At 38.4% G+C, this 25,336-nt stretch carries 28 protein-coding genes, 2 tRNA genes and 1 riboswitch; of the genes, 18 read left to right on the forward strand and 12 right to left on the reverse strand.

All coding sequences use genetic code 11. The features are described 5' to 3' along the window. Nucleotides 1-3: 3 nt before the first annotated feature. From H5090_RS17075 to H5090_RS17085, 3 genes are all read right to left on the reverse strand, one after another. Nucleotides 4-2,079 (reverse strand): S9 family peptidase, encoded by a 2,076-nt coding sequence (locus H5090_RS17075; RefSeq protein WP_154903817.1) that lies wholly within the window; start codon nucleotides 2,077-2,079, stop codon nucleotides 4-6. 137 nt (nucleotides 2,080-2,216) lie between these two features. Next, nucleotides 2,217-2,780, reverse strand: coding sequence for a chitin-binding protein (locus H5090_RS17080; protein ID WP_182696290.1), 564 nt, complete (start codon nucleotides 2,778-2,780; stop codon nucleotides 2,217-2,219). A 96-nt stretch (nucleotides 2,781-2,876) separates the two neighbouring features. After that, a riboswitch (cyclic di-GMP riboswitch) is annotated at nucleotides 2,877-2,964 on the reverse strand. A gap of 88 nt (nucleotides 2,965-3,052) precedes the next feature. Then, nucleotides 3,053-3,709, reverse strand: coding sequence for a cytochrome b/b6 domain-containing protein (locus H5090_RS17085; protein WP_182696291.1), 657 nt, complete (start codon nucleotides 3,707-3,709; stop codon nucleotides 3,053-3,055). Nucleotides 3,710-3,816: 107 nt separating this feature from the next. On the opposite strand from H5090_RS17085, the gene H5090_RS17090 reads away from it, so the two are divergent. From H5090_RS17090 to H5090_RS17100, 3 genes are all read left to right on the forward strand, one after another. Beyond that, entirely contained in the window at nucleotides 3,817-4,521 is a 705-nt protein-coding gene (locus H5090_RS17090) for an AzlC family ABC transporter permease (protein ID WP_182196307.1), read from the forward strand. Next, nucleotides 4,518-4,817, forward strand: coding sequence for an AzlD domain-containing protein (locus H5090_RS17095; RefSeq protein ID WP_004335020.1), 300 nt, complete (start codon nucleotides 4,518-4,520; stop codon nucleotides 4,815-4,817). The genes H5090_RS17090 and H5090_RS17095 overlap by 4 nt, the downstream gene beginning before the upstream one ends. Before the next feature lie 73 nt (nucleotides 4,818-4,890). Then, nucleotides 4,891-5,388 (forward strand): glutathione peroxidase, encoded by a 498-nt coding sequence (locus H5090_RS17100; protein WP_182696292.1) that lies wholly within the window; start codon nucleotides 4,891-4,893, stop codon nucleotides 5,386-5,388. 118 nt (nucleotides 5,389-5,506) lie between these two features. On the opposite strand, the gene H5090_RS17105 is transcribed toward H5090_RS17100, so the two are convergent. Beyond that, on the reverse strand, nucleotides 5,507-5,692 hold the full coding sequence (locus H5090_RS17105) for a PA3496 family putative envelope integrity protein (protein WP_007579801.1): 186 nt from the start codon (nucleotides 5,690-5,692) through the stop codon (nucleotides 5,507-5,509). A 386-nt stretch (nucleotides 5,693-6,078) separates the two neighbouring features. On the opposite strand from H5090_RS17105, the gene H5090_RS17110 reads away from it, so the two are divergent. Then, the gene (locus H5090_RS17110; protein ID WP_182696293.1) at nucleotides 6,079-6,873 is read left to right on the forward strand and encodes a YggN family protein; all 795 of its coding nucleotides are present in this window, start codon (nucleotides 6,079-6,081) and stop codon (nucleotides 6,871-6,873) included. 76 nt (nucleotides 6,874-6,949) lie between these two features. Here H5090_RS17110 and H5090_RS17115 read toward each other — a convergent pair whose 3' ends face one another. Next, nucleotides 6,950-8,392 (reverse strand): PLP-dependent aminotransferase family protein, encoded by a 1,443-nt coding sequence (locus H5090_RS17115; RefSeq protein WP_182196311.1) that lies wholly within the window; start codon nucleotides 8,390-8,392, stop codon nucleotides 6,950-6,952. A gap of 103 nt (nucleotides 8,393-8,495) precedes the next feature. Between H5090_RS17115 and H5090_RS17120 the strand changes: the two genes are divergently transcribed. Further along, nucleotides 8,496-9,425, forward strand: a complete 930-nt coding sequence (locus H5090_RS17120) for a DMT family transporter (protein ID WP_182696294.1) — start codon at nucleotides 8,496-8,498, stop codon at nucleotides 9,423-9,425. A 37-nt stretch (nucleotides 9,426-9,462) separates the two neighbouring features. On the opposite strand, the gene H5090_RS17125 is transcribed toward H5090_RS17120, so the two are convergent. Beyond that, nucleotides 9,463-10,332 (reverse strand): diacylglycerol kinase family protein, encoded by an 870-nt coding sequence (locus H5090_RS17125; RefSeq protein ID WP_182696295.1) that lies wholly within the window; start codon nucleotides 10,330-10,332, stop codon nucleotides 9,463-9,465. Nucleotides 10,333-10,657: 325 nt separating this feature from the next. On the opposite strand from H5090_RS17125, the gene H5090_RS17130 reads away from it, so the two are divergent. The 4 genes from H5090_RS17130 to H5090_RS17145 all read left to right on the forward strand — a co-directional run bounded on the left by H5090_RS17130 (nucleotide 10,658) and on the right by H5090_RS17145 (nucleotide 12,047). After that, the gene (locus H5090_RS17130) at nucleotides 10,658-10,798 is read left to right on the forward strand and encodes a hypothetical protein (RefSeq protein WP_164487637.1); all 141 of its coding nucleotides are present in this window, start codon (nucleotides 10,658-10,660) and stop codon (nucleotides 10,796-10,798) included. 218 nt (nucleotides 10,799-11,016) lie between these two features. Continuing rightward, a tRNA-Ser gene (locus tag H5090_RS17135) sits at nucleotides 11,017-11,107 on the forward strand. A 51-nt stretch (nucleotides 11,108-11,158) separates the two neighbouring features. Continuing rightward, nucleotides 11,159-11,251, forward strand: a tRNA-Ser gene (locus H5090_RS17140). 307 nt (nucleotides 11,252-11,558) lie between these two features. After that, nucleotides 11,559-12,047 carry an RNA-binding protein gene (locus H5090_RS17145; protein WP_024597153.1) on the forward strand — a complete coding sequence of 163 codons (489 nt, stop codon included), beginning with the start codon at nucleotides 11,559-11,561 and terminating at the stop codon, nucleotides 12,045-12,047. Here the strand turns inward: H5090_RS17145 and H5090_RS17150 are convergent. Together H5090_RS17150 and H5090_RS17155 are read right to left on the reverse strand one after the other, a co-directional pair. Further along, nucleotides 12,031-13,155: an aminotransferase class V-fold PLP-dependent enzyme gene (locus H5090_RS17150; RefSeq protein ID WP_182696296.1), complete on the reverse strand. Its 1,125-nt coding sequence runs from the start codon at nucleotides 13,153-13,155 to the stop codon at nucleotides 12,031-12,033. The two genes, H5090_RS17145 and H5090_RS17150, sit on opposite strands and share 17 nt — an antisense overlap. 1 nt (nucleotide 13,156) lies before the next feature. Next, nucleotides 13,157-14,326 (reverse strand): monodechloroaminopyrrolnitrin synthase PrnB family protein, encoded by a 1,170-nt coding sequence (locus H5090_RS17155; RefSeq protein ID WP_182696297.1) that lies wholly within the window; start codon nucleotides 14,324-14,326, stop codon nucleotides 13,157-13,159. Nucleotides 14,327-14,462: 136 nt separating this feature from the next. Here H5090_RS17155 and H5090_RS17160 point away from each other — a divergent pair, with 136 nt between their 5' ends. From H5090_RS17160 to H5090_RS17175, 4 genes are all read left to right on the forward strand, one after another. Beyond that, nucleotides 14,463-14,918 (forward strand): Lrp/AsnC family transcriptional regulator, encoded by a 456-nt coding sequence (locus tag H5090_RS17160; RefSeq protein ID WP_039488718.1) that lies wholly within the window; start codon nucleotides 14,463-14,465, stop codon nucleotides 14,916-14,918. 72 nt (nucleotides 14,919-14,990) lie between these two features. Continuing rightward, entirely contained in the window at nucleotides 14,991-17,711 is a 2,721-nt protein-coding gene (locus tag H5090_RS17165) for an ATP-binding protein (protein ID WP_182696298.1), read from the forward strand. Continuing rightward, entirely contained in the window at nucleotides 17,701-19,089 is a 1,389-nt protein-coding gene (locus H5090_RS17170; protein WP_182696299.1) for a carboxylesterase, read from the forward strand. Before H5090_RS17165 ends, H5090_RS17170 begins: the two co-directional genes overlap by 11 nt. Nucleotides 19,090-19,095: 6 nt before the next feature. After that, on the forward strand, nucleotides 19,096-20,235 hold the full coding sequence (locus H5090_RS17175; RefSeq protein ID WP_182696300.1) for a GNAT family N-acetyltransferase: 1,140 nt from the start codon (nucleotides 19,096-19,098) through the stop codon (nucleotides 20,233-20,235). On the opposite strand, the gene H5090_RS17180 is transcribed toward H5090_RS17175, so the two are convergent. Then, nucleotides 20,212-20,802, reverse strand: a complete 591-nt coding sequence (locus H5090_RS17180) for a DUF938 domain-containing protein (protein ID WP_039488722.1) — start codon at nucleotides 20,800-20,802, stop codon at nucleotides 20,212-20,214. The two genes, H5090_RS17175 and H5090_RS17180, sit on opposite strands and share 24 nt — an antisense overlap. 200 nt (nucleotides 20,803-21,002) lie before the next feature. Between H5090_RS17180 and H5090_RS17185 the strand changes: the two genes are divergently transcribed. The 5 genes from H5090_RS17185 (at nucleotide 21,003) to H5090_RS17205 (ending at nucleotide 24,099) form a co-directional block, all read left to right on the forward strand. Beyond that, nucleotides 21,003-21,188: a hypothetical protein gene (locus H5090_RS17185; RefSeq protein ID WP_010554833.1), complete on the forward strand. Its 186-nt coding sequence runs from the start codon at nucleotides 21,003-21,005 to the stop codon at nucleotides 21,186-21,188. A gap of 102 nt (nucleotides 21,189-21,290) precedes the next feature. Then, the gene (locus H5090_RS17190; protein WP_223231703.1) at nucleotides 21,291-21,656 is read left to right on the forward strand and encodes a hypothetical protein; all 366 of its coding nucleotides are present in this window, start codon (nucleotides 21,291-21,293) and stop codon (nucleotides 21,654-21,656) included. Between the two features lie 11 nt (nucleotides 21,657-21,667). Next, nucleotides 21,668-23,044 carry an aspartate ammonia-lyase gene (locus tag H5090_RS17195; protein ID WP_182696301.1) on the forward strand — a complete coding sequence of 459 codons (1,377 nt, stop codon included), beginning with the start codon at nucleotides 21,668-21,670 and terminating at the stop codon, nucleotides 23,042-23,044. A gap of 109 nt (nucleotides 23,045-23,153) precedes the next feature. Next, nucleotides 23,154-23,687 carry a hypothetical protein gene (locus H5090_RS17200; RefSeq protein WP_182696302.1) on the forward strand — a complete coding sequence of 178 codons (534 nt, stop codon included), beginning with the start codon at nucleotides 23,154-23,156 and terminating at the stop codon, nucleotides 23,685-23,687. Between the two features lie 10 nt (nucleotides 23,688-23,697). Continuing rightward, on the forward strand, nucleotides 23,698-24,099 hold the full coding sequence (locus H5090_RS17205) for a hypothetical protein (RefSeq protein WP_024597425.1): 402 nt from the start codon (nucleotides 23,698-23,700) through the stop codon (nucleotides 24,097-24,099). Nucleotides 24,100-24,128: 29 nt separating this feature from the next. Here the strand turns inward: H5090_RS17205 and H5090_RS17210 are convergent, their stop codons facing one another. The 3 genes from H5090_RS17210 to H5090_RS17220 are packed head-to-tail and all read right to left on the reverse strand — an operon-like array spanning nucleotide 24,129 to nucleotide 25,285. Then, the gene (locus H5090_RS17210) at nucleotides 24,129-24,314 is read right to left on the reverse strand and encodes a hypothetical protein (RefSeq protein WP_024597424.1); all 186 of its coding nucleotides are present in this window, start codon (nucleotides 24,312-24,314) and stop codon (nucleotides 24,129-24,131) included. Nucleotides 24,315-24,329: 15 nt separating this feature from the next. After that, entirely contained in the window at nucleotides 24,330-24,650 is a 321-nt protein-coding gene (locus tag H5090_RS17215; RefSeq protein WP_024597423.1) for a hypothetical protein, read from the reverse strand. Further along, nucleotides 24,647-25,285: a DUF4178 domain-containing protein gene (locus H5090_RS17220; protein ID WP_024597422.1), complete on the reverse strand. Its 639-nt coding sequence runs from the start codon at nucleotides 25,283-25,285 to the stop codon at nucleotides 24,647-24,649. Before H5090_RS17220 ends, H5090_RS17215 begins: the two co-directional genes overlap by 4 nt. Nucleotides 25,286-25,336 lie beyond the last annotated feature (51 nt).

Raw genomic sequence — 25,336 nt, forward strand, 5'->3', positions numbered from 1 at the left:
CAGTTAATTTAATAAAGCAATAAAAAAGGCCATTTCGAGTGCTTTTTCCTCTAAACTTTTAAAGCGACCTGATGCACCGCCGTGCCCTGCATCCATATCGGTTTTAAATACTAAAATATTACTATCAGTCTTAAGTTCACGCATTTTTGCAACCCACTTCATAGGCTCCCAATACTGCACTTGTGAGTCATGAAGACCGGTAGTAACGAGTATGTTCGGATAGTTTTGGGCGCGAATATTGTCATACGGCGAGTAAGCTTCAATTACATCATAAAACTGAGGCTCATTTGGATTACCCCATTCATCATATTCATTTGTTGTGAGCGGAATACTTTCATCAAGCATCGTGGTTAATACGTCTAAAAATGGTACATGACAGCCAACACCGCAATATAACTCTGGTGCTTGGTTTACAACCGCCCCCATTAATAAACCACCAGCACTGCCGCCTGAGGCAAACACCTTGCTGCTATCACAATAGCCTTGTGCAACAAGCGCTTTTGTCACATCAATAAAGTCACTAAAGCTATTTTGTTTATGCTCTTTTTTACCTTGCTCGTACCACTCGCGGCCTAGCATTTCAGAGCCTCGAACATGTGCTATTACATAAACAAAACCACGATCGAGCAAGCTCAGCGATGAACTTGAAAAACTTGGATCAATCGTATAGCCATACGCACCATAACCGTATTGAAATAACGGATTTGAGCCATCTTTTTTAAAGCTGTCTTTTCGATAAACAACTGATACGGGTACTTTAACTCCGTCGCGAGCAGTTACCATTAATCGCTCAGACTGATAGTCATCGGCATTAAAACTACCGAGTACTTTTTGCTGTTTAAGTAGTGTTTTTTCGCCAGTTGCTAAATCAACATCATATAAAGAACCTGGTGTTGTTAAACTTGAGTAATAAATACGCGCAGTGCCTGTGTCTGGCTCTGGGTTCATTGCTATTGCAGCATAATAACAAGGATCGGCAAACTCAAGTGCCATACGATCCCCTTGCCTATTAACAACTACAAATCGAGCTTGCCCTTGCTCGCGTTCACTCAATACTAAAAAGTCATTAAATAACTCTACACCTTCAAGCAGTACATTCTCTCTGTGAGCTGTATGCTCAACCCATTGTGTTTTATCAGCAATTGTTTCGTTTGTTGCCGTCATTAATCTAAAGTTTTTAGCTTGCCAGTTAGTCACAATATAAAATGTGTCACCTAGCTTATCTACGTCAAACTCGTGGCCATCTTCACGCGGCATTAATGCTTTAAATTCGCCAGTGGGCTTATTAGCATCAAGCACCCATGTATCGTTGGTCTCTGTCGATGCTAAATCAATAATAATTAAGCTTTCATCGCGGCTTTTACCAAGTCCCATAAAAAAGCTGCTGTCTTGCTCTTCGTAGACCATTACGTCTTGGCTTTGCTCGCTGCCAAGCTCATGCCTAAATACTTGGTATCCTAATAGCGTTTTTAAATCTTTTTTTACATAAAAAACAGTTTTATTGTCGTTAGCCCAAACAACTTGTCCTTCTGTATTTTCAAGCACATCAGGAAGCATTTCACCGGTCGCTAAGCTTTTAAAGCGAACATTATAAATACGACGACCTTCAGTATCTTCAGAGTAAGCCATAAGCTGCTCGCATGGGCTTAGTGCGACTTCGCCCAGCTCAAAAAACTCAAATCCTTCAGCTAATACATTAACATCGAGTAAAAGCTCTTTATTATCGGCCTTTATGCTCGTACTTCTATAGTGACGCGAGTATTCATCATCACCACGAACTTCTGAGTGATACCAGTATTTCCCGTCTTTAACGGGTACCGAATTATCATCTTTTACAATGCGTGCTTTTAACTCTTCAAAAAGTGTATTTTGTAGTGGCTTCATAGCAGCTAACTGCTCATCGCAGTACGCATTTTCAGCATGTAAATGCGCAAGTACTTGCTCATCCTGGCGATCGTCATCACGCATCCAATAGTAATTATCGGTACGTATCTTATTATGAGTACTTAATGTATGGGCTTGCTGTTTAGCAATCGGGAAATTAGGTAATAAACTTAAAGAGTAGACAGGACGAGACACAACAAAACCAATTAAAAAAATAATGTGATTTGCAGTTTATCATAAAAATAAAAAAGCCCATCCAATAGTTGGATGGGCTAAAACGGTAAACGCTTCATTACTAAAACCGCTATACCTTTGGGAAGATAATTTAAGCTTTATATTTGCTGCCAAGCCATAGCCCAGCTTTGCCCTACACCGGGTTCGAACATAGACTTATTATCGTCATTCGTGCGGCAAAACTCATTAAATGGCCAAGGCCTGCATTGATATACATGCCCATTTTTTGGCTGCAATACCTTTGTACCCGCATTATAGTTTTCACAATTTTCAGGGTACACGTAATCATAAGTATCAAGGTTCTTAACAACACGCTCATCGCATTTTGCAATACAATGAAAGTCGACGTGTGCTTTACATATACCACTGCTTTGCAAAGCAAAAATTTCATTATTTCTATAGGCTACAATTAAACCCTGTTCGGTCATTTTACCTGCGCTAACCAGAGGAACATGCACATTAATATGCTCGGCAACTAAACGTGGCCATGCGTGAGGATCACCTTGCTCAAGCGAGGTGATCTTGTAATCAAATGATAAACTAACCAGCTCTCCTTGCATGTCGTAAAAGGTTACACTCACCACATCACCAATAAATAATTGGGTATGATGATTTAAGCAACCTATTGTTGACCACTTTCCACAGGCCAACGACGTATGCATAAACACGGCAACACCTTAAGAGTTACAAAATCTTATCCATAGACTATGGATACACAAAAAATACACTGAGGGCAAGTGATACATAACAACACGTTATGCAATAGTCCCGCTACCATAGCTTTTAAAAAGCCTTAGACCGGAAACTTTGCGTCCTAACCTTTCGGCTAGTTTGCCAGCAATGCGGCGATTATAATTCGACCCCGCATAACAATCAAACAAAAGAATGTAACCAAAAACAAAAACCAACCCTTTAAGGTTGGTTTAATGTGTTTTTAACTAAACAAATAAGTTAAAGGCTCTTTCGCCCACGTAAATACCAGCAACACCAATAAAGATATAAATATTAACCACGCAGGCCAAGACGCTTTAGTTACTTTAGCCTCAGAGTCATCCGCTTTTAACTCTTTTGAGCCTGTGATCATCGCCTTAACTAGCGGTTTGCCTTTTATTCTATAAATGATAATAGCCAATACGTGCAAGCCAATAGCATAAAGTAAAATGTCAAAATTCAGCTCATGTAGCCAATTGGCAAAATCAATCGTATCGCTAGACACATATTGAGCAAGCGGCCCGTCAGTTAAAATACCATCACTGCTCATTAAGCCACTTACAAGTTGCGTTATGATCAATATAAAAAACACTATCACCATACAGCTACCGGGTGCTGAATGGCCTAACGATTCGCTTGGTGATTTTAATGCCTTTAAAATAGCTCTAGGAGAATGCAGTAACCCACTTAATCTCGCGGTTTTACTACCAATAACACCCCAAATTAAACGTGTTACTATAAGTGCTAAAGTAAAAAAGCCAGCAACAAAATGAAGCTCAATCATGCCCTCTTCAATACTAAAATAAAGCACTGCAATACTTACAACCAAAAACCAATGAAAGCATCTAATAAACCCATCCCACACTTTTAACGTCGTCATTGTGCCTATCCTTAAAAAAACAGTATTATTTAATTTGTTAACTACTTTAACATCATAATATTAAGGTATCCTTATGAGCCATTCTACAAGCCGTGAGAGTAAATATCATGCAACCAGTTAAAAAAGCTATTTTAAAAGGCTTTTTAGATATGCTACCACTGTGTTTAGCCGTTGTTCCTTGGGGTATTTTATGCGGCTCTTTAGCGATTCAAAATGGTTTTAGCGCCTTTGAAACCCAAGCAATGTCGTTATTAGTATTTGCAGGCTCTGCACAGCTTGTTGCGATTGAACTTATGGCGGGCAACACACCATTGCTCACAATTTTATTCACAACATTTATTATTAGCTCTCGGCATTTTTTATACGGGTTAGCCGTGCGTCATAAGGTGATTGATCAACCTATGCGTTGGCGCTTACCAGTAAGTTTTGTTTTAACCGACGAGCTGTTTGCGTTTTCTCATCATCGAAGAGCATATAGAACAAAAACACGCTTAATATACGCATTAAGCGCTGGTTTTAGCTTTTATATTGCATGGAATATTTGGACGTTAATTGGCATTGTAGCGGGCACAATGCTGCCCGACCTAACTAATTTAGGGCTCGACTTTGCAATTGCCGCGACGTTTATCGCGTTGGTTATTCCGGGAATCAAAAATTTGGCCTCACTCGTTACGGTAATTGTAGCTGGTGTTAGCGCAACGCTTTTAAAAAGTACAGGATTTGAGTTGTGGCTTGTTTGCTCAGCGCTGCTGGCAATGGCCGCAGGTTACAGCACAGCAAGGCTAACCGCTAAAAAGGAAGCAACGCTATGATGACAACTATTTTACTCATGGCGTGCATTACATTTTTTACGCGTTATTTATTTTTACACCGCGCTTTACCGTTTAAAGTAGGTCCTAAAATGCAGCAATTTTTAAGCTTTAGCGCACCTGCGGTGCTTACAGCAATTTGGGTGCCTATCGTATTTTTAAATGAAGATGGCATTAACTTAAACTGGCAAAACCCTTATTTAAGCGCAGCAATAGTCGCCATCATTGTTGCCTATAAAACACATAATATTTATTACACAACACTTGCCGGTATGGGGCTATTTTTAATATTAAATTAGAGCACTCTTTGTACTTTATGAAATACTGTACTCAGGTTAAAATACCGATAACAATAATAAAAAAGACGCCAATATGCACAAATTCCATCAATTAAGCGCAACAAGCTTGCAGGGTCAACCTATTAACTTTAGTGATTTTGAAGGTAAAGTTGTGCTTATTGTTAATACCGCAAGTAAATGTGGATTTACCTACCAATACGAGTCGCTGCAAGCTTTGCATAATAAATATGCCAGCCAAGGTTTAGTTATTTTAGGGTTTCCGTGTAATCAATTTGGTCAGCAAGAACCCGGCGACGCTACACAAATAGAGCAAGGATGTTTAATTAACTTTGGTGTGAGTTTTTTAATGGCGGCCAAAGTAGATGTAAACGGTAAGCATGCTCACCCAGTCTTTCGTTTTTTAAAATCGGCTTTACCTGGTTTTTTAACACGTAAAATAAAGTGGAATTTTACTAAATTTTTAATTGCCGCAGATGGCACGCCAATTAAACGTTATGCACCTTTTACTAAACCCCAAAAGCTAGAACTTACAATTCAAAAAGCTTTGGCACAGGCTAAAAGCACGCTTTAAAAAGTAATAAAGAGGCGCTAGGCCTCTTTATTGCCAATACTATTGAAACTTAAACATACGCATAACTGCACATTTAAACTCTCAATATTAATTGGTATTTTATTTATACTAGTGAAATTTAATCGGTGTAATCGCTTAAATCGTCTTCGCCTAGATTTTTACGCAAGCGTTTTTGCTCAAGGTAGTCTTCCAACTTCTTTTTAACCTTTTGCTTGTTCTTATCGTGTTGATTACGGCCGAGCATTTCGTACTCGTCTTCAACAAAATCGTCATCTAGCGCATCGTAACTAAATGTCTTACCCACAACCCACTCCATAAAGTGTTTGAGACCAACCAAGGATTTTATTATCGCAATAGTCGGTAAAATTAAAATGTTTAACGTCAAAATGCTGTGCAAATTAACATCAAAATAAAGCCACGTGACTACTGTAAATAGTCTTCATGTCAGTAATGTGAATAAATAGCGCTAAATTTGAATTGAGGAAAGTGAGAGTTTTTTATCGTATCGATAAATAAAATTTATTAATTTTTATTAGTTAGCCAATTTGACTAAAAAATAGTTATTTATTAATTGATTTCATTTACTAAAAAACAAACAAAAACAGTTAACCATATGTTTTATATTAAAAAATAAAACTGGCATCAAACTTGTTATTAATTAATCGTCATCAACAAAAGTAGAGAACAAACATGAAAAAATTACTATTAGTTAGCGCATTAATTTGTTCACCAGCCGCTATGGCTCATAACGATAACGATTCTGCAATTTCATTTAGTAATGATGAATGTAACGTCGAATTTAAAAATGATGTGCGCATTAAGCCAAACGAATTGGAAATTTTTACCGCCAACAATAAAACCATGCAGTTTAATAGCCATGGTGACTTAACCGTAAATGGCGAACTTGTAGCGCTGAATAATTCGCAGCGCGACGCGCTAACTAAGTACTCTGATAGCTTACGCACTCAATTACCTGAAGTAGCTAATATAGCGCTTGAGGGTGTTAAAATTGCCGGAGTAGCATTAGAAGAAGTAGGCAATGCATTTAATATTGACGGTCTTGATAATATGTCTGAGCTTATGGATGACATTAAAATCGAAGTAGAAAACACATTTTACCAGCAAGGTACATTTGTGATGGGCCAACAAAGTTTTAATCAATTTGGCGAAAACTTTGAACAACAATTTGAGCAGCAGATAGAAACAGCGGTTGAATCAGCAGTAATGCAATCAATGGGCAGTATTTTAGTAGCTTTAGGTTCTGAGTTACTTGGTTCAGGCGGTGATATGGATGCCTTTGAACAACGTATGGAAAATATGGGTGCACAAATAGAAGAAAAAGTAGAGCTACATGCAAGCGCACTAGAAGAACGTGCCAACTCTTTATGTGGAAACTTTGCTGATATTGCAAAACAAGAAGAGCAATTAGTAATGCAAGTGCCTGAGCTTGAAGGTTACCAGTTATTCAGCTTTAAACAAAATTAGTACAGCAAATGTTATTTAACATCCCTTTGGCAGCACTTAAGTTTACTTAAATGCTGCTTTTTTGTATTTCGTTGACTTATTTTTTAGCTAATAAAGTAAGCTTACCCAATGTAACTATTGCTTGCTCAATTTGCGCGTTCCATTGCACACCATAACTTAATCTTACGCAGCTTTTATATTTATTAGAGGCCGAAAAAACAAGCCCAGGGGTAATACTAATACCAACCTCAAGCGCAAGTAAAAACAATGTTTGGCTATCGTACTCGCCTCCTAAATCTAGCCACATAACGCAGCCTCCTTTTGGATCGCTTATACGTGTGTTTTTTGGCATAGCTTGTTGTAAGCACCATCGCATACGCTCTTTGTTATCGCGCAGGCGTTGCCTAAGTACTTTTAAATTTCGGTCGTACTCACCACTGGCAATAAACTCAGATAACGTCCATTGGTTTATTAACGAAGCAGAGCAACTTAGTGCTCTTTTATATCGCCTTGCTTGCGTTGCAAATTTACCCGCAACTAACCAACCTACACGATAGCTCGGCGCTGCCGTTTTAGAAAAAGATGAGCAACTAATCACTAATCCTTTTTTAGAGTACGCTAAAGCAGGTGTGCCTCGTTTTGCCGTAAAATATAAATCGCCATATACGTCATCTTCAATAAGCACTACGTCATGACTTTCAAGTAGCTCCACCAGCTGCTGTCTGTTTGTATCAGGCATAAAGCTGCCCACAGGGTTACTAATTGCAGTCGAGAATAAACACGCTTTTATATCATGCTCATTTAAAGCGCGTTCCAAATCACTTAACCAAATACCATTATCTGGGCACAGTGGTATTTCGAGCGCTTTAAGCCCTAGGCTTTCTATTAACTCGATAATCCCGTGATAGCAAGGCGTCTCAATGGCAACTACATCGCCTGGCTTTGTCACACACTTAAGTGCAATAGCCATGGCTTCTTGCGCACCATTGGTGATCACAAGCTCGTCCATATTTATGCCAATACCAAAATCTAAATAGCGATGCACCAATTGCTTTTTCAGCGGTACAAACCCATCTGTTGGTCCATAGTTAATAGCTTTACTGCCCGCAATTGTCATTACACGGCGCATGTTTCTGGCGAGTGCTTTATCGGTGGGTGCAGCAGCAATTGGATTAGCGATACCAAAAGGAACTACATTAGCTTGATGAATCGCACTGTATACCTGCTCTATTAAGGCTTGTTTATTTACCACAACAGGTTCGCGACTTAATTTAACTCGCTTAGGTAAATTATGCGCCATGCTAACGACTTTTAAAAAATACCCTGATTTTTCACGTGCCTCTACTAACCCCTGATCTTCAAGTGTTTGATAAGCTTGCTTCACTGTCGGAATACTAATGTTTAAGTTATCTGCCATTTTACGCAGTGATGGAAGTTTTTCGCCAGGAAGTAAAACCTGCTGGGCGCTCATATCTCTGATCAACTGAATAACTTGCTGATATAGAAACTCATGCCCCTGGCTATTTTTTTGTCTTATCATCACGCATCCAAATCTGTATAGGTTACATTTTTACTTTTCTGTATATGGTAAGTATACAGACAGGTCTTAAAATAGCCATTCAATCGGGCTTTGGAGAGTAACCATGAAAAGTGCAGCGCTATACATTACAACCGTTTTAATTTGGGGTTCTACTTGGTTAGCCATCGAATTTCAGCTAGGTGATATTGCGGTAGAGCTATCGTTATTTTATCGCTTTGCTATTGCAGCACTTTTAATGTGGTTATATGTAGCGTACAAAAAACCGGATATGCGCTTTTCATTAATCGATCATGGCTTTTTTGCTTTGTTGGCTATTTGTAATTTTGCCTTAAATTACTTAATGCTTTACTGGGCACAAAATTACTTAACCTCCGCTATGACCTCTATCGCCTTTTCACTATTGCTGGTTATGAACATAGTTAACACTCGACTATTTTTTGGTAAACCTATCTCAAAACGAATTTATACCGGTGCCGCACTCGCTGTATTAGGTATTACGTGTCTGTTTTGGCCACAGTTACAGCAGTTCGACTTAAGTAACGGTGCATTGGTCGGGTTACTACTTGCCCTTGGTGGCACCTTTGTGGCTTCATTGGGCAACATGATAAGCGTTCGTAATTCTCGTAAGCAAATTGGCGTATTGCAGGGCAATGCATGGGGCATGTTATATAGTGCTATAGGCTTAGCTTTATATGTATTAATGAACGATGTGCAATTTAGTTTAAACGCCCCAACTAGCTACTGGTTATCATTACTTTATTTATCAATATTTGGCACAGTAATCGCTTTTGGTTGTTACTTTGCACTACTAAAAAATATAGGCCCTGAAAAAGCCAGCTACGTTATTGTTTTATTCCCATTAGTGGCAGTAACACTGAGTAGCTTTTTTGAAGGCTTTGAATGGCACGCAAATACCTTTGCAGGGTTTAGCTTAGTGCTATTAGGTAACGCCATTGTGCTTACCCCAACAAAACGAATTAACGCCTTTTTAGCTAATAGAGCAATAGCTAAAAGTGGCTCCGTCCCCAGTTAGACGCGTTATTAACGCAACTAACGCAAAAGCGCCTACTTTACTGTAGGCGCTTTTTTATTGGCATATGAAAAAGTAAGGCCTGTCCATACACACTAACAACTGCAGGAGTTTTACCTATCAGCTCACCATCTGCTTCAATCAATAACCCTTCAGTTTTTATGGAAGCTGTATTTAAGCGACTATAGGTAAGGTTTTTTATATACTCATGACGCTTAAAAAATAACTTAATAAAGCTTATTACATTATAAAAAAGCCCACCCGATCGCATTTGATAACACTCAAGCTGGCCATCAGTTAAATCTGCTTTTGGCGCTATTTTTAGCCCGCCACCAAAGTACTTATGATTAGCAAATACAGTAATTAAATTTTGATACTGCCGAGCATCGTTATTAAACGTACCTTGTAACTGCTGAGCTTGATAATAAAATAGCTCTTTAATGCTCGTCCAACTGTAATCAAAAGATGAAAAATTAGCTTTATCGTTAATAGTTTTAATCACATGAGCATCAAATCCTACCCCTGCAATATTAATAAAATAGCGGCTATTAATTTTTCCTATATCAATTGCTGTCGGTGTATTAAATAATGCCTTTCGCCAATCATCTTCTTTGCAATTAAACCCTCTGGAGAAATCGTTACCTGTACCGCAAGGTAATAATGCTAACGAACAACTGCTCCCTATTAGCGCATTGACCGCCAAGTTCAATGTACCATCGCCACCTAGTGCAACTACTTTGGGAAATTTACTCAGTAACAACCTTATTTGAGCGCAGTCATCGTCAAAGCTTCCCGTTGTAGTAAATATACAATAAGAAAAGCTGCGTTTTTTACAGATATTTTTAAGCCATGCCAATGATTTTTGGCTCTGTTTTTTGATACTTGGTTTAATAATTATAAGTAGTGACAAGCTTTTGTTTCCAGCAATGTATTTTAGAGTGAGATAACAAACGTTTAATTAAATTTTTTTAATCTGAATAAATAATCAAAAAACATTGTATAAAATGCATAAAAATAAATTAAAAAACCAAAAACCCCAACATCAAAGGGGTTAAAACCAACCGTTATATAAATAGCTATGCAAAAACAGTAATGCAACTTACTGAATCGCATATTAATAAAATCAATTCAGATTAGTTTAACTAATCCCTCAGACTCAATTTTTATCGTTGTATTTTTAATCAAACAACGTGCAAAATGCACGCGATTTCAACAGATACGACCGGAGCAAAATAATGAAACCAATTAATACATTAAATCAAACAGCAGTAGCGCAAGTAGCCGTTAAACCAACTAACCGTAAAGCAAGAATGTTAGCTAAACTTAACACGATTGGTAAAAGACTAGCACTTAGCGGTGCAGCTCAATATAAATAATCACCCAACCATGATTATTTTTCGGTGCAGCGAACACTCAACCACTAAATGAAGTCACTTATTTAGCTCCCATTGTTTGCTGCAACCTATTTATTTTATTAAAAATTGCCTTAATTTCCCCTTATTTACAAAAAAAACCTCATTTACGTATATTTTTTAGGCAAACAGTCATTTTGCTATTTACACAGCGGTATCACCTAAGTATTATTCTGCGTCACGGAGAGATGGCAGAGTGGTCGAATGCACCGGTCTTGAAAACCGGCATGGGTTTATAGCCCATCTAGGGTTCAAATCCCTATCTCTCCACCATATTTTAATTGGTGGCTTTTTTTATTCCATCAATACAACCGGTTATGCGTTGGAGAGGTGTCCGAGTGGCCGAAGGAGCTCCCCTGCTAAGGGAGTATAGAGTTTGTAGCTCTATCGAGGGTTCGAATCCCTCCCTCTCCACCATACTTAATTTAAACCACTTAATTGTGGTTTTTTTGTGCCTAAAATTTAACACCGATACTAAATTGGGAGGGTGAGAACCCTCGACATGGTTCGACAAAATGTCTGGAATATTTTAGGCCGCTGCAAGCGTCGCGTAGCGATTGATTACATGGATGTAAGCAAGTCTATCCCTCCCTCTGGACCATACGTAATTTAAACCACTTGATTGTGGTTTTTTGTGCCTAAAATTTATAAAAACTAAACAAATTGTGCCTAGTAATAACTTAGGGCATTATTAACACAACTTTAGCCACTTTTAGGTTTAGCTATGATCCGGTTCATATTGCTATCATTTTGCGCGGCAGCACCATTTTTTACCTTGGCACAAAGTACAACAGTGTATAAGTGTGTAATTAAGGGCGTTCCTACTTTTAGCCAAACGCCTTGCGCTAAAGATGCACAAGTTATTACTCTAAAAGATATAAATGTAATTGAAGCATATAAAAGCTCTACGCCCGGTAAAGGTATTACCGATACCTCTGTTGATGACTACTTAGAAGTTCAGCAAATAGAGCGTGAAATAAAGCGCCTTGAGCTATCTATTGAACAAAGCCAAAAAGAATACGCAGCTAAAAAACAACAAATAGATTATATGACCCAAGATAAGGCCAATCGTTTAGGCGCTTCGTCTATTGCTGATGCTATCGCAACTAAAACAAATTCATTAAAACAAGCCTACGACGCATCAATTAGTCAAACGCAGCAAAAAATAGAGTCATTAAAGCAAAGAAAGCAGCAGCTTAGCCAAAACCCTTAAGCGCTCGTTTTACTATAGAAATAAATTGCGCAACGTCTTCTTGAGTATTATAAATATGTGGCGATACTCGTATTCCAAATTTGCGAGCATCTACACTGACTTTCGCTTTATTAAGCTCTGTAAGTACATGGTCTTGCTGCTTGTTAAAAAACAAAATAACAGTCCCGCTGCATTTATCACCACTCATAGGTGATACAACATATTCGCTTAGTTGCTCATGAATAAGCGTAAGCATCGCTAAGTTATGCACCCTTACCTTGTGAGCTGTTAGCTCTGCAAAGTAGGTAATACTATTTGCGGCAATAATATAAGGCGCTACAGAAGGGGTGCCACCCCAAAACTTAAGCGCACTGCTGTTATATTCAAAATTATTAATATCGAACTCAAATGGATTTTGATGCGAAAACCAACTCACATCTTTAGGCTCACAATACTCTATTTGATTTTTGTTAACCCATAAATAAGCTGCACCTGGGCCACCACATAACCATTTAACGCTCGAGCCAATCATAAAGTCCGCATCGAGCACGCTTAAATCAAGCGGTATAACACCCGCTGACTGAGCAACATCAACTATTGATAAACTATTGGTAAATTTACTTATAGCTACAATATCGTACACAGGCGCCTGTACACCTGTATTTGAATATACATGACTTATAAAAACTAAATCGATGTCGGCGGTTATATAACGCTGCCAAACACTAATATCAGTTAGGTTTTCGTGCTCAGGTATAAATATGATTTGCGCGCACTTTGGCAACGCTTTTTGCATTGCAAAACCCATACTCGGAAAATCACTTTGCGCCATAAGCACTTTACAATTTTTTTGCTGTAGCCGTGGATGCGACATAAGCAATTTTGTTAAGCCACTTGATAAATTAACCTGAGGACAAAACTGCGAACTAGGCGCATTAAATAACTTACCAAGCGCGGTAGTAAATTGCTCAACTGCGGGCAGCCATTGTTGCCAAGGTTCTTTATTTGAGCTCTCCCACGGTAAAAAGTAGTGCTGTGCTAAATATTGCTGCGTATTTTTAAGAGGACGCCCTACCGAGTGGTTTAGTAAATAACAGCCATCAGCCATACAAAAATCATTTTTAAGCATGCTATTTAACCCATTCTTTAAGTGTATTTAGATCGTCAAAACGTGTTTTTATATCGTCGCGTTTGGCACTGGCTCGCCTATCTCTTAATTTTTCGAGCGAATCAAGTAACACATTAAGCGGCGGACCACTTGCTGTTACCTTGCTCATATGCTGCTGTTGCATATTTTTTGAAGGCTGAGCAATAAACTTTTCAACCAGTTGATTATGATGACCGACTGCGGTGTCGCCATGTAATTTACACACTTGGATAAATAACGTTGCGTGGCTTTTAAACCAATCTGTATTTTTATATTGCTCTGCTTGTAAAAAGTCATCCATAAAGCTTTGCATACGCATGGCTTCTAGCAGGATTTGTTGATCCTCTGGCATCATATATAAAAACTTATCCACCAGCATTTGCGAGTAACTAGGCTCGTTTGCACTACACAGCCCTAACAGCATATCAATCACGTTAATACCTGCAAAGTCACCAGCATTTGCCCCTCTGTAAACCTCTTTACCTACACGGTACGGTTTATAATAAGGGCGAACGCAGTTAAAAAAGCGATCTGTATCGAGCTCAGAATAAAGTGCATTGTTTGACTCAATTACATCTATAAGCGCTTGTTTAGCTACTTTTAATAACTCACCACACAAGGGATGTGAAATACCTAACGGCAATATTTTTAATAATGCATCACTTGCCCGTTTGTAGGCCAAAATGCCTTGAGTGTTATAATCAAGAAACAGCTTTTCATCAGGTAAATTGGTAAATCGTTTATAAATACCGTTAAGTGCTTTGTTATGAGTAGTTAAGTGGGCGGTAGCAAAACGAGGGGTTACGCCAATAGATGCGCCTATATGCATAGCAAGCGCTGAGGCTTCTATTAGCGGTGAAGTGGTTTCTCTGCTTGGCTCAGTAATTTCATGGCGCCTACACGCTGCCATAAATAATCCTACGTTACCGAGTAAGTCAAAAGCGCTATCAAAGCCTTGATCTGTGTTTCCCTCGGCTAATAAATTGCTAATTAATACGTTGCCTTCTTTTTCTAATTGTTGCTTTAAGGCCTCGCCTACCCCTTCTACATTTGCTTTATCGGTTTGCTGCCAATAAAGCTGCTCTAATTCACTATTTAAAGTGACAAACTCAGTTCGTATCCAGTGATCGAAAATAGCGGTATGTGTGTTCATTGTTGTGCTCTATTATTTTTATAGTTAAATGCTAACAGAGTTCAATGAGGGTAAAACGCCAAAAAAATTAGTAAAAACTGCAATACTTAGCAATAATCACTACAAATATAAAAATAATTAATAAAAGCCGACAACTATGTTAGATAAAAAAGATCAGCAATTACTCATTGCACTGCAAAGCCAAGCTCGTATGTCGGTTTCAGATTTGGCCAGCAGTATTAACCTATCGGATACGCCTTGTTTAAGGCGTATAAAAAAGTTAGAGCAAGAAAACATTATTACCGGCTACCACGCCGCCATAAATCCTAAAGCACTTAACCTTAATGTGTTGGTATATGCGTTTGTACGATTAAGCCAAAACTCGGTAAGTGCTGCAGAGCAATTTGAGCAACATGTAGAAAAGTTACCACATGTATTAGAGTGTTGTGTAATATCAGGAAGCTATGATTATTTATTAAAAATCATTGCACATGATCTTGAGAGCTACGAAACGTTTGTGAAACATCAACTAGGTGGCTTAAGTTGTATCGCAAATATAGAATCAACAGTTGTGTTAAAGCAGTCATTTAGCAAAAAACAGTTACCTTTATAAAAATAACCAAAATAACTTACTGTTAGCTATACTGATATTTCAAAACGACAATAATAATTGCTTGGACCTTATGTGAAAAATTTTAACTCTAAAAATCATTCCATTATTTTTTACATCATGTTTGCCTTGGCATATTTTTTAGTCGGCATAGCACTCACTAAACTTGCTTTTAACTCGCAAATAATTCCAATTTGGTTACCTGCCGGCATAGCTTTAGTTGGCTGTTATATTTGGTGGTGGCGCTTTATCCCGCCTCTATTTGTAGCTGCAATTGCATTTAATCTAAATATTTTTGATAGTTCAGCTCATGAGCTAGTCCTGGTCGGTAACTCATTTAACGAGGCTATGTATATCGCCTTTGGTGTTGTTATACAGGCAATGGTCGGCGCAGCTCTTTTAAAGTATTGGCTTGGGCACCCGCTGCGCTTTAAAAAGCGCAAAAATATAATTTACTTTATCCTTGTCATAGCAATATTGGTCAGCTTAATTTCGGCTAACTTTGGCGTATTTGCCTTAAGCCAATTCAACTCGGTTTACAGTGTTGATAATCATTGGAAGAATGTTACTTACTGGTGGCTTGGTGATACATTAGGAGTATTAATTGCGACTCCGCTTTTACTTTCTTTATTACCACAAAAGTCTAATCAACATAATATATCGGCGTTTCCGACAATTGCAGTATGCTCTATTTTATTTTTATCAGTCGCGGTAACAACGCAGTTATACGATCAAGAAAATCGTATAAACACTATTAAAATTGCTGAACGTGAAGTCCATGTTATAGAAAACAGCCTTTATAGATATACAAATCGTAGTATTATTGCAGTGCAGAGCCTAGCAAGTCAGGTACAGTCATCTCCCATGCTAAGCCAGCAAGATTTTTATTCTTATGCTAGCCAGTTACTAACTCAGCACGCATTTATTAACGCCTTATCGTGGAACGCAAAAATACCTCAAGATCAACGCGACGTCTTTGCCCAAGAAATATCAAACATTTATCATTTAGATATTGATGTAGTTGGCGAACCTCTTGAAAGTAGCGATCCCCTTGTGATAGTAAAATACATAGCTCCTTTTAATGGTAATCAAAAAGCTATTGGCTTTAATGTATTTTCAAACCCTGATCGAAAAAGCTCTCTGCTTAACCCCGCTATAAAGTACATGCCAGTAGGAACTAAAATAATTCAGTTGGTGCAAACCAAACAACCTAAACCAGCCTATTTATTATTTGCCCCTGTGTACTCCCAGCATAGTGATGAAAAAACAATTAAAGGCTATGCCACTGGTGTATTTTTAGTGCGTAGTATTATTGAGCAGGCAATTTCTAAAGAACAGTCTGATATGTTTTCGATTGGTATATACGAAGATACAAACACTCCGCCGTTTTATAGTAATTACTCTCAAAATGTTCAGCAAGCTAAAGGCAGCCGCTTAATGTCGTTTGATGTGGACTTTGCAGGGCAAAAATGGATTGTAAAACTAGCCCTTAAAGAAAGCTTTTTAACACAACATAATAGTCAACTAACTTTATTATTACTCATACTTCAAGTTGCCGTATGTTCTTTAATTTTAATGGTTTTACTGCTGTTTAATCAGCAACAAATCGCACTTACACGTCAAGTTGCAGAGCGTACTCACTCACTCGCACAAGCAAAGAAGCAGTCCGATTTAGCTAATCAGGCTAAAAGCCAATTTTTAGCGAATATGAGCCACGAAATACGAACACCATTAAACGCCGTTATTGGTTTTTCTTCACTTGCTAGAGAAACAGACAATGCAAATACACTCATTGGCTATTTAGATAAAATAAACTCAGCATCTAAAAGTTTATTAAACTTAATTAATGACATTCTTGATATATCAAAAATAGAATCCCAAAAGTTAGTTATTGAATCTATTGCATTCGACTTAGGTGCTTTAATAACACGTATAAACAACATGTTTGAGCAAAGCGCAGTTAACAAAGGTATTAAATGGCAAGTTAATTCAAAGCTACCTGTTGATACCTGGTTTATTGGTGATCCTATGCGAATTGAGCAAATATTACTTAATTTATGTAGCAACGCGATTAAATTTACAAGCCAAGGCAGCGTTACTTTAAACATAGAAACAGAGTTTACTGCCGCCAATAAAGTACAGCTAGTTATAACCGTTAGTGATACCGGCATAGGTATAAAACCAAGCCAACATAAAAAATTATTTAACGCATTTACCCAAGCGGATAGTTCTACCTCAAGGCAGTTTGGTGGTACAGGCCTTGGCTTAACCATAGCGAAAGAGTTAAGCCAATTAATGGGGGCTGATATAACACTTAAAAGTGAAGTAAATAAAGGCTCTACTTTTACATTTTCAATGCGATTAGAAACAACAGAACCTAAAAAAGAACATGTTATTACATTTGATAATACTAATATTACTTCGCTAGATATTTTGGTCGCAGAGGATAACCCAGTAAATCAAATGGTTATTAAAGCGATGCTTGGCTCGTTAGGAATTGTGCCGTATATAGTAGAAAATGGCGAACTGGCCGTTGATATAGTTAAAAAGCAGCATTTTGACTTAGTGCTTATGGATTGCCAAATGCCTGTAATGGATGGCTATAGAGCAACGGCACTGATCCGCCAGTTTAAAACTGAACAAGAGCTCCCGATTATTGCTTTAACTGCCGACGTTATGCCAGAGGATAAAGCACATGCACAAGCCGTTGGATTTAACCAGCACCTTGCAAAACCGCTTGAACTCATTAAGCTAACCGAGTGTCTTGTCCAATATGCAGAAGTTAATGAACAATAGTGGTTTAATTTTAAGAATAGTTTTAAGAGTCGCTTTTGGTTTTGTTTTAAGTGTTTTTTCGCATACAGCTATCGCTCAAAACTGTATCTCGCAGGCGAGCGACTTTAAATTTATAACAAAAAGTAAGCAACAAGGCTTATTACGCTTTGAAAAAGAGCACAACCACCAGCGCTTTAATTACCACGCACTTTTACCATTTAACGATTACTTAGATTTTGCATATAAACATATAAATAAAACCAATCCACGTGCAGATATGCCATGCCCTGTTATTACACAAACGTACCAGCAATTAGTAACACAAGGTACGCGAAAACCTGACCCTACTATTGCAGATATTATTGCCCCTTTTGAGCTTACGCATCCAAACAGCAATAAAGTTGCACTATTAGTTCACGGGCTAACTGACTCACCCTTTACGTATCACGATTTAGCACAAGTGTATTATCAACAAGGCTATACTGTGCGTACTATTTTATTACCAGGACATGGAAGCGCCGCAAGTGCATTACTCAATGTAGAGGTTAGCCAATGGCAACAGGCAATAAAATACGGTATTAAACGCTCGGTGCAAGACTTTGATGAGGTGATACTCGCAGGTTACTCTACCGGTGCAGCGTTACTTATTGATTACGCAACCAAGTACACAGTTTCACCCAAAATTAAAGCGCTTATGCTTTATTCGCCAGGCTCCGAGCCACATAATAAGTACGGCTGGATAGCAAAGTGGATTGATGCCATACCCTTTGTTAATTGGATAGATAAAGACGCCGATGTAGACTTTGCTAAGTATGAATCATTTCCTTTAAATGCAGCTGCCGCGTCGTACTATGCTATGTCACTTGCAAGCGTAAGTAGCTTAAACAAACGCTCTGCACTTAAATTACCTATTTTTAGTGTACTTAGCGATATTGATACCACGATAGATACGCGTGCCACGCTAAAATTATTAAGTGCATTACATAAAGATAATTCAGTAAAATATAAGCCGCTCGATACTTTAGTACTTTATGGAAGCACTGATATTTTACCGCTAGACTTTGCTAGTGACTACACAGTAAATAACCCGCAATGCACATCGCCTCAGTGTAAAAAAATTCATGGTATGTCGCATATTGCTATTGTTAACTCACCGCAAAATCCACATTATGGGATTAAAGCAACCTATCGTAGTTGTGGCAGCTTTATTAACGACGAGTCCCTGTATAAAACATGTAAAACAACAAAAAATCCACAACTAGGAGAGCGTACAAGCGCCAACTTAAAACACTATCCGGCTTTACAACGCTTAACTTATAATCCTCATTTTACCGAGCTTAAAAAGCAAATTAGTACGTTTATTAAAAACGTAGAACAGCTTAGAACAACTACAAGGTAAGTAGTCATGGGAACGTTTTCGCACCAATGGTTTAGCAGTATTAATGAGATTGATCAGGCGCAGTGGCAACGTTTATTTGGTGATGAACCATTTACTCAACATGCTTTTTTATATGCCCTTGAGCAAAGCCAATGCGTAACACAAAAAAGCGGTTGGCAGCCCCATCACCTCGCTATTTTTGAAGATGATACGCTCATTGCGCTTGCACCTGGGTATTTAAAAAGTCATTCATACGGCGAGTACGTATTTGACTGGGCATGGGCTGAGGCATACGAAAAACACGGTTTAGAATATTATCCCAAGTGGCTATCTGGCATTCCCTTTAGCCCTATTGAAGGCAAGCGTATTGCTATCGAGCACGCTAACCCAAATGCGGTGTATCAGTACATTACAGAGCAACTTAATATACACAGTGCTGAGCAAAGGTGGTCGGGGTGGCATGTTAATTTTTGCGACCAAGCCCAAGCAACATCATTAACTGAGCAACATGCCATGCTAAGAGTGGGTGTGCAATTTCAGTGGTTTAATAAAGGTTTTGAAACCTTTGACGATTTTTTGCAAATACTTAACTCACGAAAACGTAAGTCACTTAAAAAAGAGCGAGCTAAAATAGCGCAACAAAATATTGATATTGAATGGCTGCAAGGAACGCAAATTACGCCCGAGATAATGCAATTGTTTTGTGAGTTTTATCAGCGTACCTACTTAAAGCGATCTGGTCATTTGGGCTATTTAAATATGGAGTTTTTTACGCTTTTACATGCATTAATGGCTAATAACCTCGTTATTATGCTGGCCAAAAAAGACGACAACGTGATTGCTGCAACACTTAGTTTAGTAGGTGAGAATACACTTTATGGGCGCTACTGGGGAGCAAGTGAAGAAGTAGATTCGCTTCACTTTGAGCTGTGCTATTACCAAGGTATTGAGTTTGCAATAAAGCATAAACTCAGCTGCTTTCATTCGGGAGCACAAGGTGAGCACAAAATAGCACGCGGATTTGAACCCGTACTTACCTACTCTGCTCACCATATTGTTGATAGCGATTTCAGTAATGCAATAAGCGACTACTTAAAGCGTGAACGCGGCCATATTGATATATATAAAGAGCAATGTAGCTCATTACTGCCGTTTAAAAACGAGTAACTGATTATTTGCAGGCATGGCAGTATCGCTAATAAGCGTAAGCCCTGCTTGCTTAGCTAGTTGTTCAACTGCTTCAAAATCTCTTATTCCACTTAACGGATCGCGCTCTGTTAAAAAGGCACTAAAGTCATCATTACTTGGGCTGGTAAATTCACCTTGGTATTTGAATGGCCCATAAATACACAACATACCGTCGCTATTTAAGTGACGTTTAACACCGTCAAAAAAACGTTCAACTAATTGCCAACTTACAATATGAAATGTGTTTGCAGTATAAATAGCGTCAACCTTATCTACAGGCCATTCATTATTTAAATCAAGCTCAAGTGGTGCATGTAAATTAGTTAAATTAGCTTCGCGGTGCCATAAATTAATCCCTTCGTGGTTTATAGCGCGATCACTTGTATGCCATTGTAAATGCGGTAATTGCTCTGCAAAAAACACACTATGCTGGCCGGTTCCTGATCCGACTTCGAGGACTGTTTTAGTATTTTTTAATACGTCCTTTAATTGCTCTAAAATAGGGGTTTTATTGTTTTCACAGGCTTGTGAAAATGGCTTTGTCATTACTGTGCACCAAAATTGTAGATTAATGCACAACAGTAAAGCAAATTTAGCTTATTTTGTCGTGATGAAAAAAAGGTAATTTTTAAATACTATAACTATCATATGGTTGAGCTGGCTCATTATGGTTGGTACGTAATATGCTTTTATATTGTTAACCCACTAAAGGGTTTAACTTATATTAAATTTCAAAGGATAAAATTATGCATATACCCCCTTATACCGCTGTAGACGCAGCCATTGCTATAACCGAAAAAACCACCGACGATCATAGTTACGCCGTTGATATGAGAGCTACAGTAATCGATTTACTTTCGCACCCTAAACATAATCAACAGGCGATGACCAAACATGAAACAGATCAGATATTTATTCTTGGCTACAATTAATACTCAAATTAGTATCGCAAATAATTTTTATAATAACTGTTTACACTGAAACCGATTAAATGTAATGATAACTATTATCGTTAACTTGAGTCGGTTTTTTTTATGTCTTCAAATTATGCCCAGCATCGCTACCATCAAGAACTCTCTTGTCATTGCTTAAGACCTGGCCTGCATGCCCCCATGCTCGTTGCCGATTACATAGAAACCGCCCTTAACGTCGCCAAAAAATTTGAGCAACAACATAATCCTTTGCTTCAAGAGTTTTATCTTAGGCGCACACACCATGAAATTATGAACAAAATGTGCGACCCTCTTATACATAATGCTATTCGTAAACAATGTTTAGAGCAGCTATACAAGCCATTATTAGCATTAAAACGATTTTATAAGGTGCATAACAATACTGCACAATTTTTAATACTTGAGCGTGAAGCTCGTATTCTTAGTCACGAATTTAACCCTTTTTAAGGAGCACACTTATGAGCAACTTTAGAACAGAATCAGACAGCATGGGCGAGCTACAAGTACCTACTGATGCGCTCTATCAGGCGCAAACACAACGAGCAGTTAATAACTTTGCCATTAGTGGCTTATCTATGCCAAAGCAATTTATCACTGCACTGGCTTATATAAAACAAGCTGCTGCGCAAAGTAACTGCGAGCTTGGCCATTTAAGTAAAGACAAAGCAAATGCTATTGAGCAAGCTTGTCAAAGTATTATTGATGGCGAGCATGTTGAGCATTTCCCCGTTGATATTTTTCAAACAGGTTCGGGCACAAGCTCAAATATGAATGCCAACGAAGTTATTGCAACGCTTGCTAGCCGATTAGGCAGTGAAAGCATTCACCCTAATGATGATGTAAACATGGGGCAAAGCTCTAACGATGTAGTCCCTACTGCTATCGCACTCAGTAGCGCAATAAATGTAGTGTATGAATTACTTCCTTCGCTTGAAAACTTATCGCAAAGCCTAGAAAAGAAAAAAGCTGAGATAGGCCATATAGTTAAAACGGGCCGTACGCATTTAATGGATGCAATGCCTGTTACATTTGATCAAACACTAAGTGCATGGCAGTCACAAGTTAACCATGCCGCAGCAGGAATTAGACATAGCTTAGAGCGTGTATGCGAACTGGCACAAGGCGGTACAGCTGTTGGAACAGGAATAAATGCAGACCCTAAGTTTGCAGCCAAATTTGCAGAAAACCTGAGTGCCAATGTAGGCATTAGATTTACGCCTAGTAGTAACTTTTTTTATAACATCGGCTCACAAGACGCCATAGTAGCGCTTTCGGGGCAATTAAAAGTACTCGCTGTAGCACAAATGAAAATAGCGAACGACCTACGCTGGATGAACTCAGGACCACTTGCGGGCTTAGGCGAAATAGAGCTAGAAGCACTTCAACCGGGCTCGTCTATTATGCCTGGCAAGGTAAATCCGGTAATACCAGAAGCCGCAGCCATGGTAAGCGCACAAGTAATCGGTAACGACGCGACCATTACAGTAGCAGGCCAAGCGGGTAATTTTGAGCTAAACGTTATGCTGCCAGTCATTGCGTATAATATTTTGCAAAGCATAGAATTACTTGCCAATAGCGCACAAGCATTGGGCGATAAAGCCATTGCCAGCTTTAAAGTAAATAAGCCTAATATAGATAAAGCACTCGCTAAAAATCCAATTTTAGTGACTGCGCTCAATCCGGTGATCGGTTATGAAAAAGCAGCAAAAATAGCAAAGCAGGCTTATAAGGAAGCCCGCCCTATTATTGATGTAGCCGAACAAGAAACCGATTTACCACGCAGTGAACTCGAAAAGCTACTTAATCCCACCAAACTAACGCAGGGTGGACTTTAATAAACGATATTTTTCACGGCTTTAATTACTTGATAATATAGTTTTTATTGCCGTAAAAAATGCACCGTGTATGATAGTGATGAATATTTCATCACTATCAAGGTTTGTTATGCGTACCCCATTGTTAGCCATACTTTTACCACTTTGTTTAACTGCATGCTTAGATAAAACGCCAACTGAAACGCAGCAAGTAACAATAACCTCAGAAGCTGAAGCACCAAAGCAAGAGCTACAAAAGCTAAAAGAAAACACTCAATTACAAGAAAATACTAAAAAGAACGTAGTTGCTGAAAAAATACCAAAAGCTGATTTAAAAAACGTTTCAATAGACGATATAAAAACAGCTAAAGCCGAATTAAATACGCTAATTACAGATAAGCAATGTGATACCAGCACTCAATGCAGAATAAGTGCAGTAGGCAGTCGCGCGTGTGGCGGGCCAAGTAGCTTTGTTGTGTATTCAACAAAATCAGCGTCTGAAAAACAAGTAGCAGCCCTTAGCGACAAAATTACTAAGCTTGAAAGTAGTTATAATTCACAAAAAGGGATGATGAGCATTTGTCAGCATTTAACAACGCCAAGCACGCAGTGTGTTGAAAATAAATGTGTTAAACTTGAAGGTTCAGCGGTAAGTGCATTTTAAGGATAACGTTATGAGTTGTTTACCATCGGCAATTAAACTATCAATTTTAAGCATTGCTAGCAGCATTTTACTACTAAGTGGTTGTGCTAGTACTGTGACGTCAAATGAGCAAAGTAAAAACTTATCTGACTTAAACTATGATCTGAATAACATGGTGAGTAATAACAGCTGCACTGCAAGCTTTCAGTGCAAAGTACTTGAAGTGGGCGCCCGCGCATGCGGCGGACCGAGTAAGTATGCTGTTTATTCAACGCTGAACACATCTCAAGAAGAAGCAGAACAGCTTGCTCAACAAATAACAAAACAAGAAAAAATACAAAATAAAGCACAAGGCTTAACCGATTGTTCACCAGTACTTGAAGTGCAATCGCTGTGTATTAATCACCAATGCCAGTCGTTTGATATAAAATAAAAACGGTCGCGTATAAGCTAATTTCAGCGTTAACCTAAATACGGAATTAACGCTGAAATTACAACAACCAGCACTACGCAAATACCCGCTTTTATAATGTACTTCATGGGCATTGTTTTAAGCACCCAATATGCATAAATAAAGCGTACAAAATAACTCGCCGCAGTACCAAACAACGCAAAAATAAGTAGATAAGCAATTAGAGTAATATTCATAATAATCTAGTGCAACTACTTAGTTTTTTTAGTGTGAGCAATTAGTAAGTCAGCTACTTGTTGTTTTACGGCTCGCTTATCATCACTTGGGACATCAAAGCGACTGGCTAGTTGCGCAATCTCATCATCATTTAAATTAAACGATAAACGTTGACGCGTTTTTTTAGACTTTACATCTAAGCCAAGTATTTTACGGATCATATCTGACGGCGTTAACTCTTGGTCAATAGCTTGCTTTTTTATCAGCTTTTGAACTTCACTGCTTAGATCAAATGCCATTTGTGTGGCACGTACAGCTTGTTCCTGACGCAACCACTTGTCTTTAGCATCACTCACTTAGCATCTCCGGGAAACAAGTCTACAATATCAGACATTGGACGCATGAGCGTTAGCGATACTTCGGTTTCGCCGCCATCCCAAATTTCGATATTTAAACCAAAGCCTTCATTATCTGATGCTAAACAAATCATTTCGCATGGTTCACCACCTTCTTGCTCATAGCGAGGCAATGTTTGGTTGCGGTAATCTTTATTATGGAAATAACACACATAAGGCGACTCGCTTTGTTGATAACTTTTAGCTAAAAACTGCATAAAGCGCTCTGGTGTATTTTGCACTGTAATGTGGGTTAACGACTCTTCATCAAAAATACGCGCAAACTCATCAAGGCCAAATATCTCTTCAACTTCGTTGCGCTGAATTTTAATAGAAAAGTTAGCCCACTCTTCGCCGTCATCTTGCTCAATTTGTAAAAATACAACTTGGCCGCTATTTGTCTCAAGTACAAATTCAGTATCGCTGCTGTGCTGATATTGGTAAGTCTGAATATCAGTAACACGTAGCGTTTCACCTTTTAACCATGCCGGATAAGCAAATGAGTCGATAACGCTAAACATGTCGCCTTTTTTTAGCTCGCTCGGATGATTAAGCTGACGCTCTGGCTCTTTTTTAGATTTGAAAAAATTAAACATAGGAAGGCTGCCTTCTAAGCAAAAAAGGTAACTGAGCAAAACTCGGTTACC

Origin of the sequence: Pseudoalteromonas sp. SR43-5, assembly GCF_014163835.1 — a bacterium.
Classification (GTDB): Bacteria; Pseudomonadota; Gammaproteobacteria; order Enterobacterales; family Alteromonadaceae; genus Pseudoalteromonas; species Pseudoalteromonas distincta.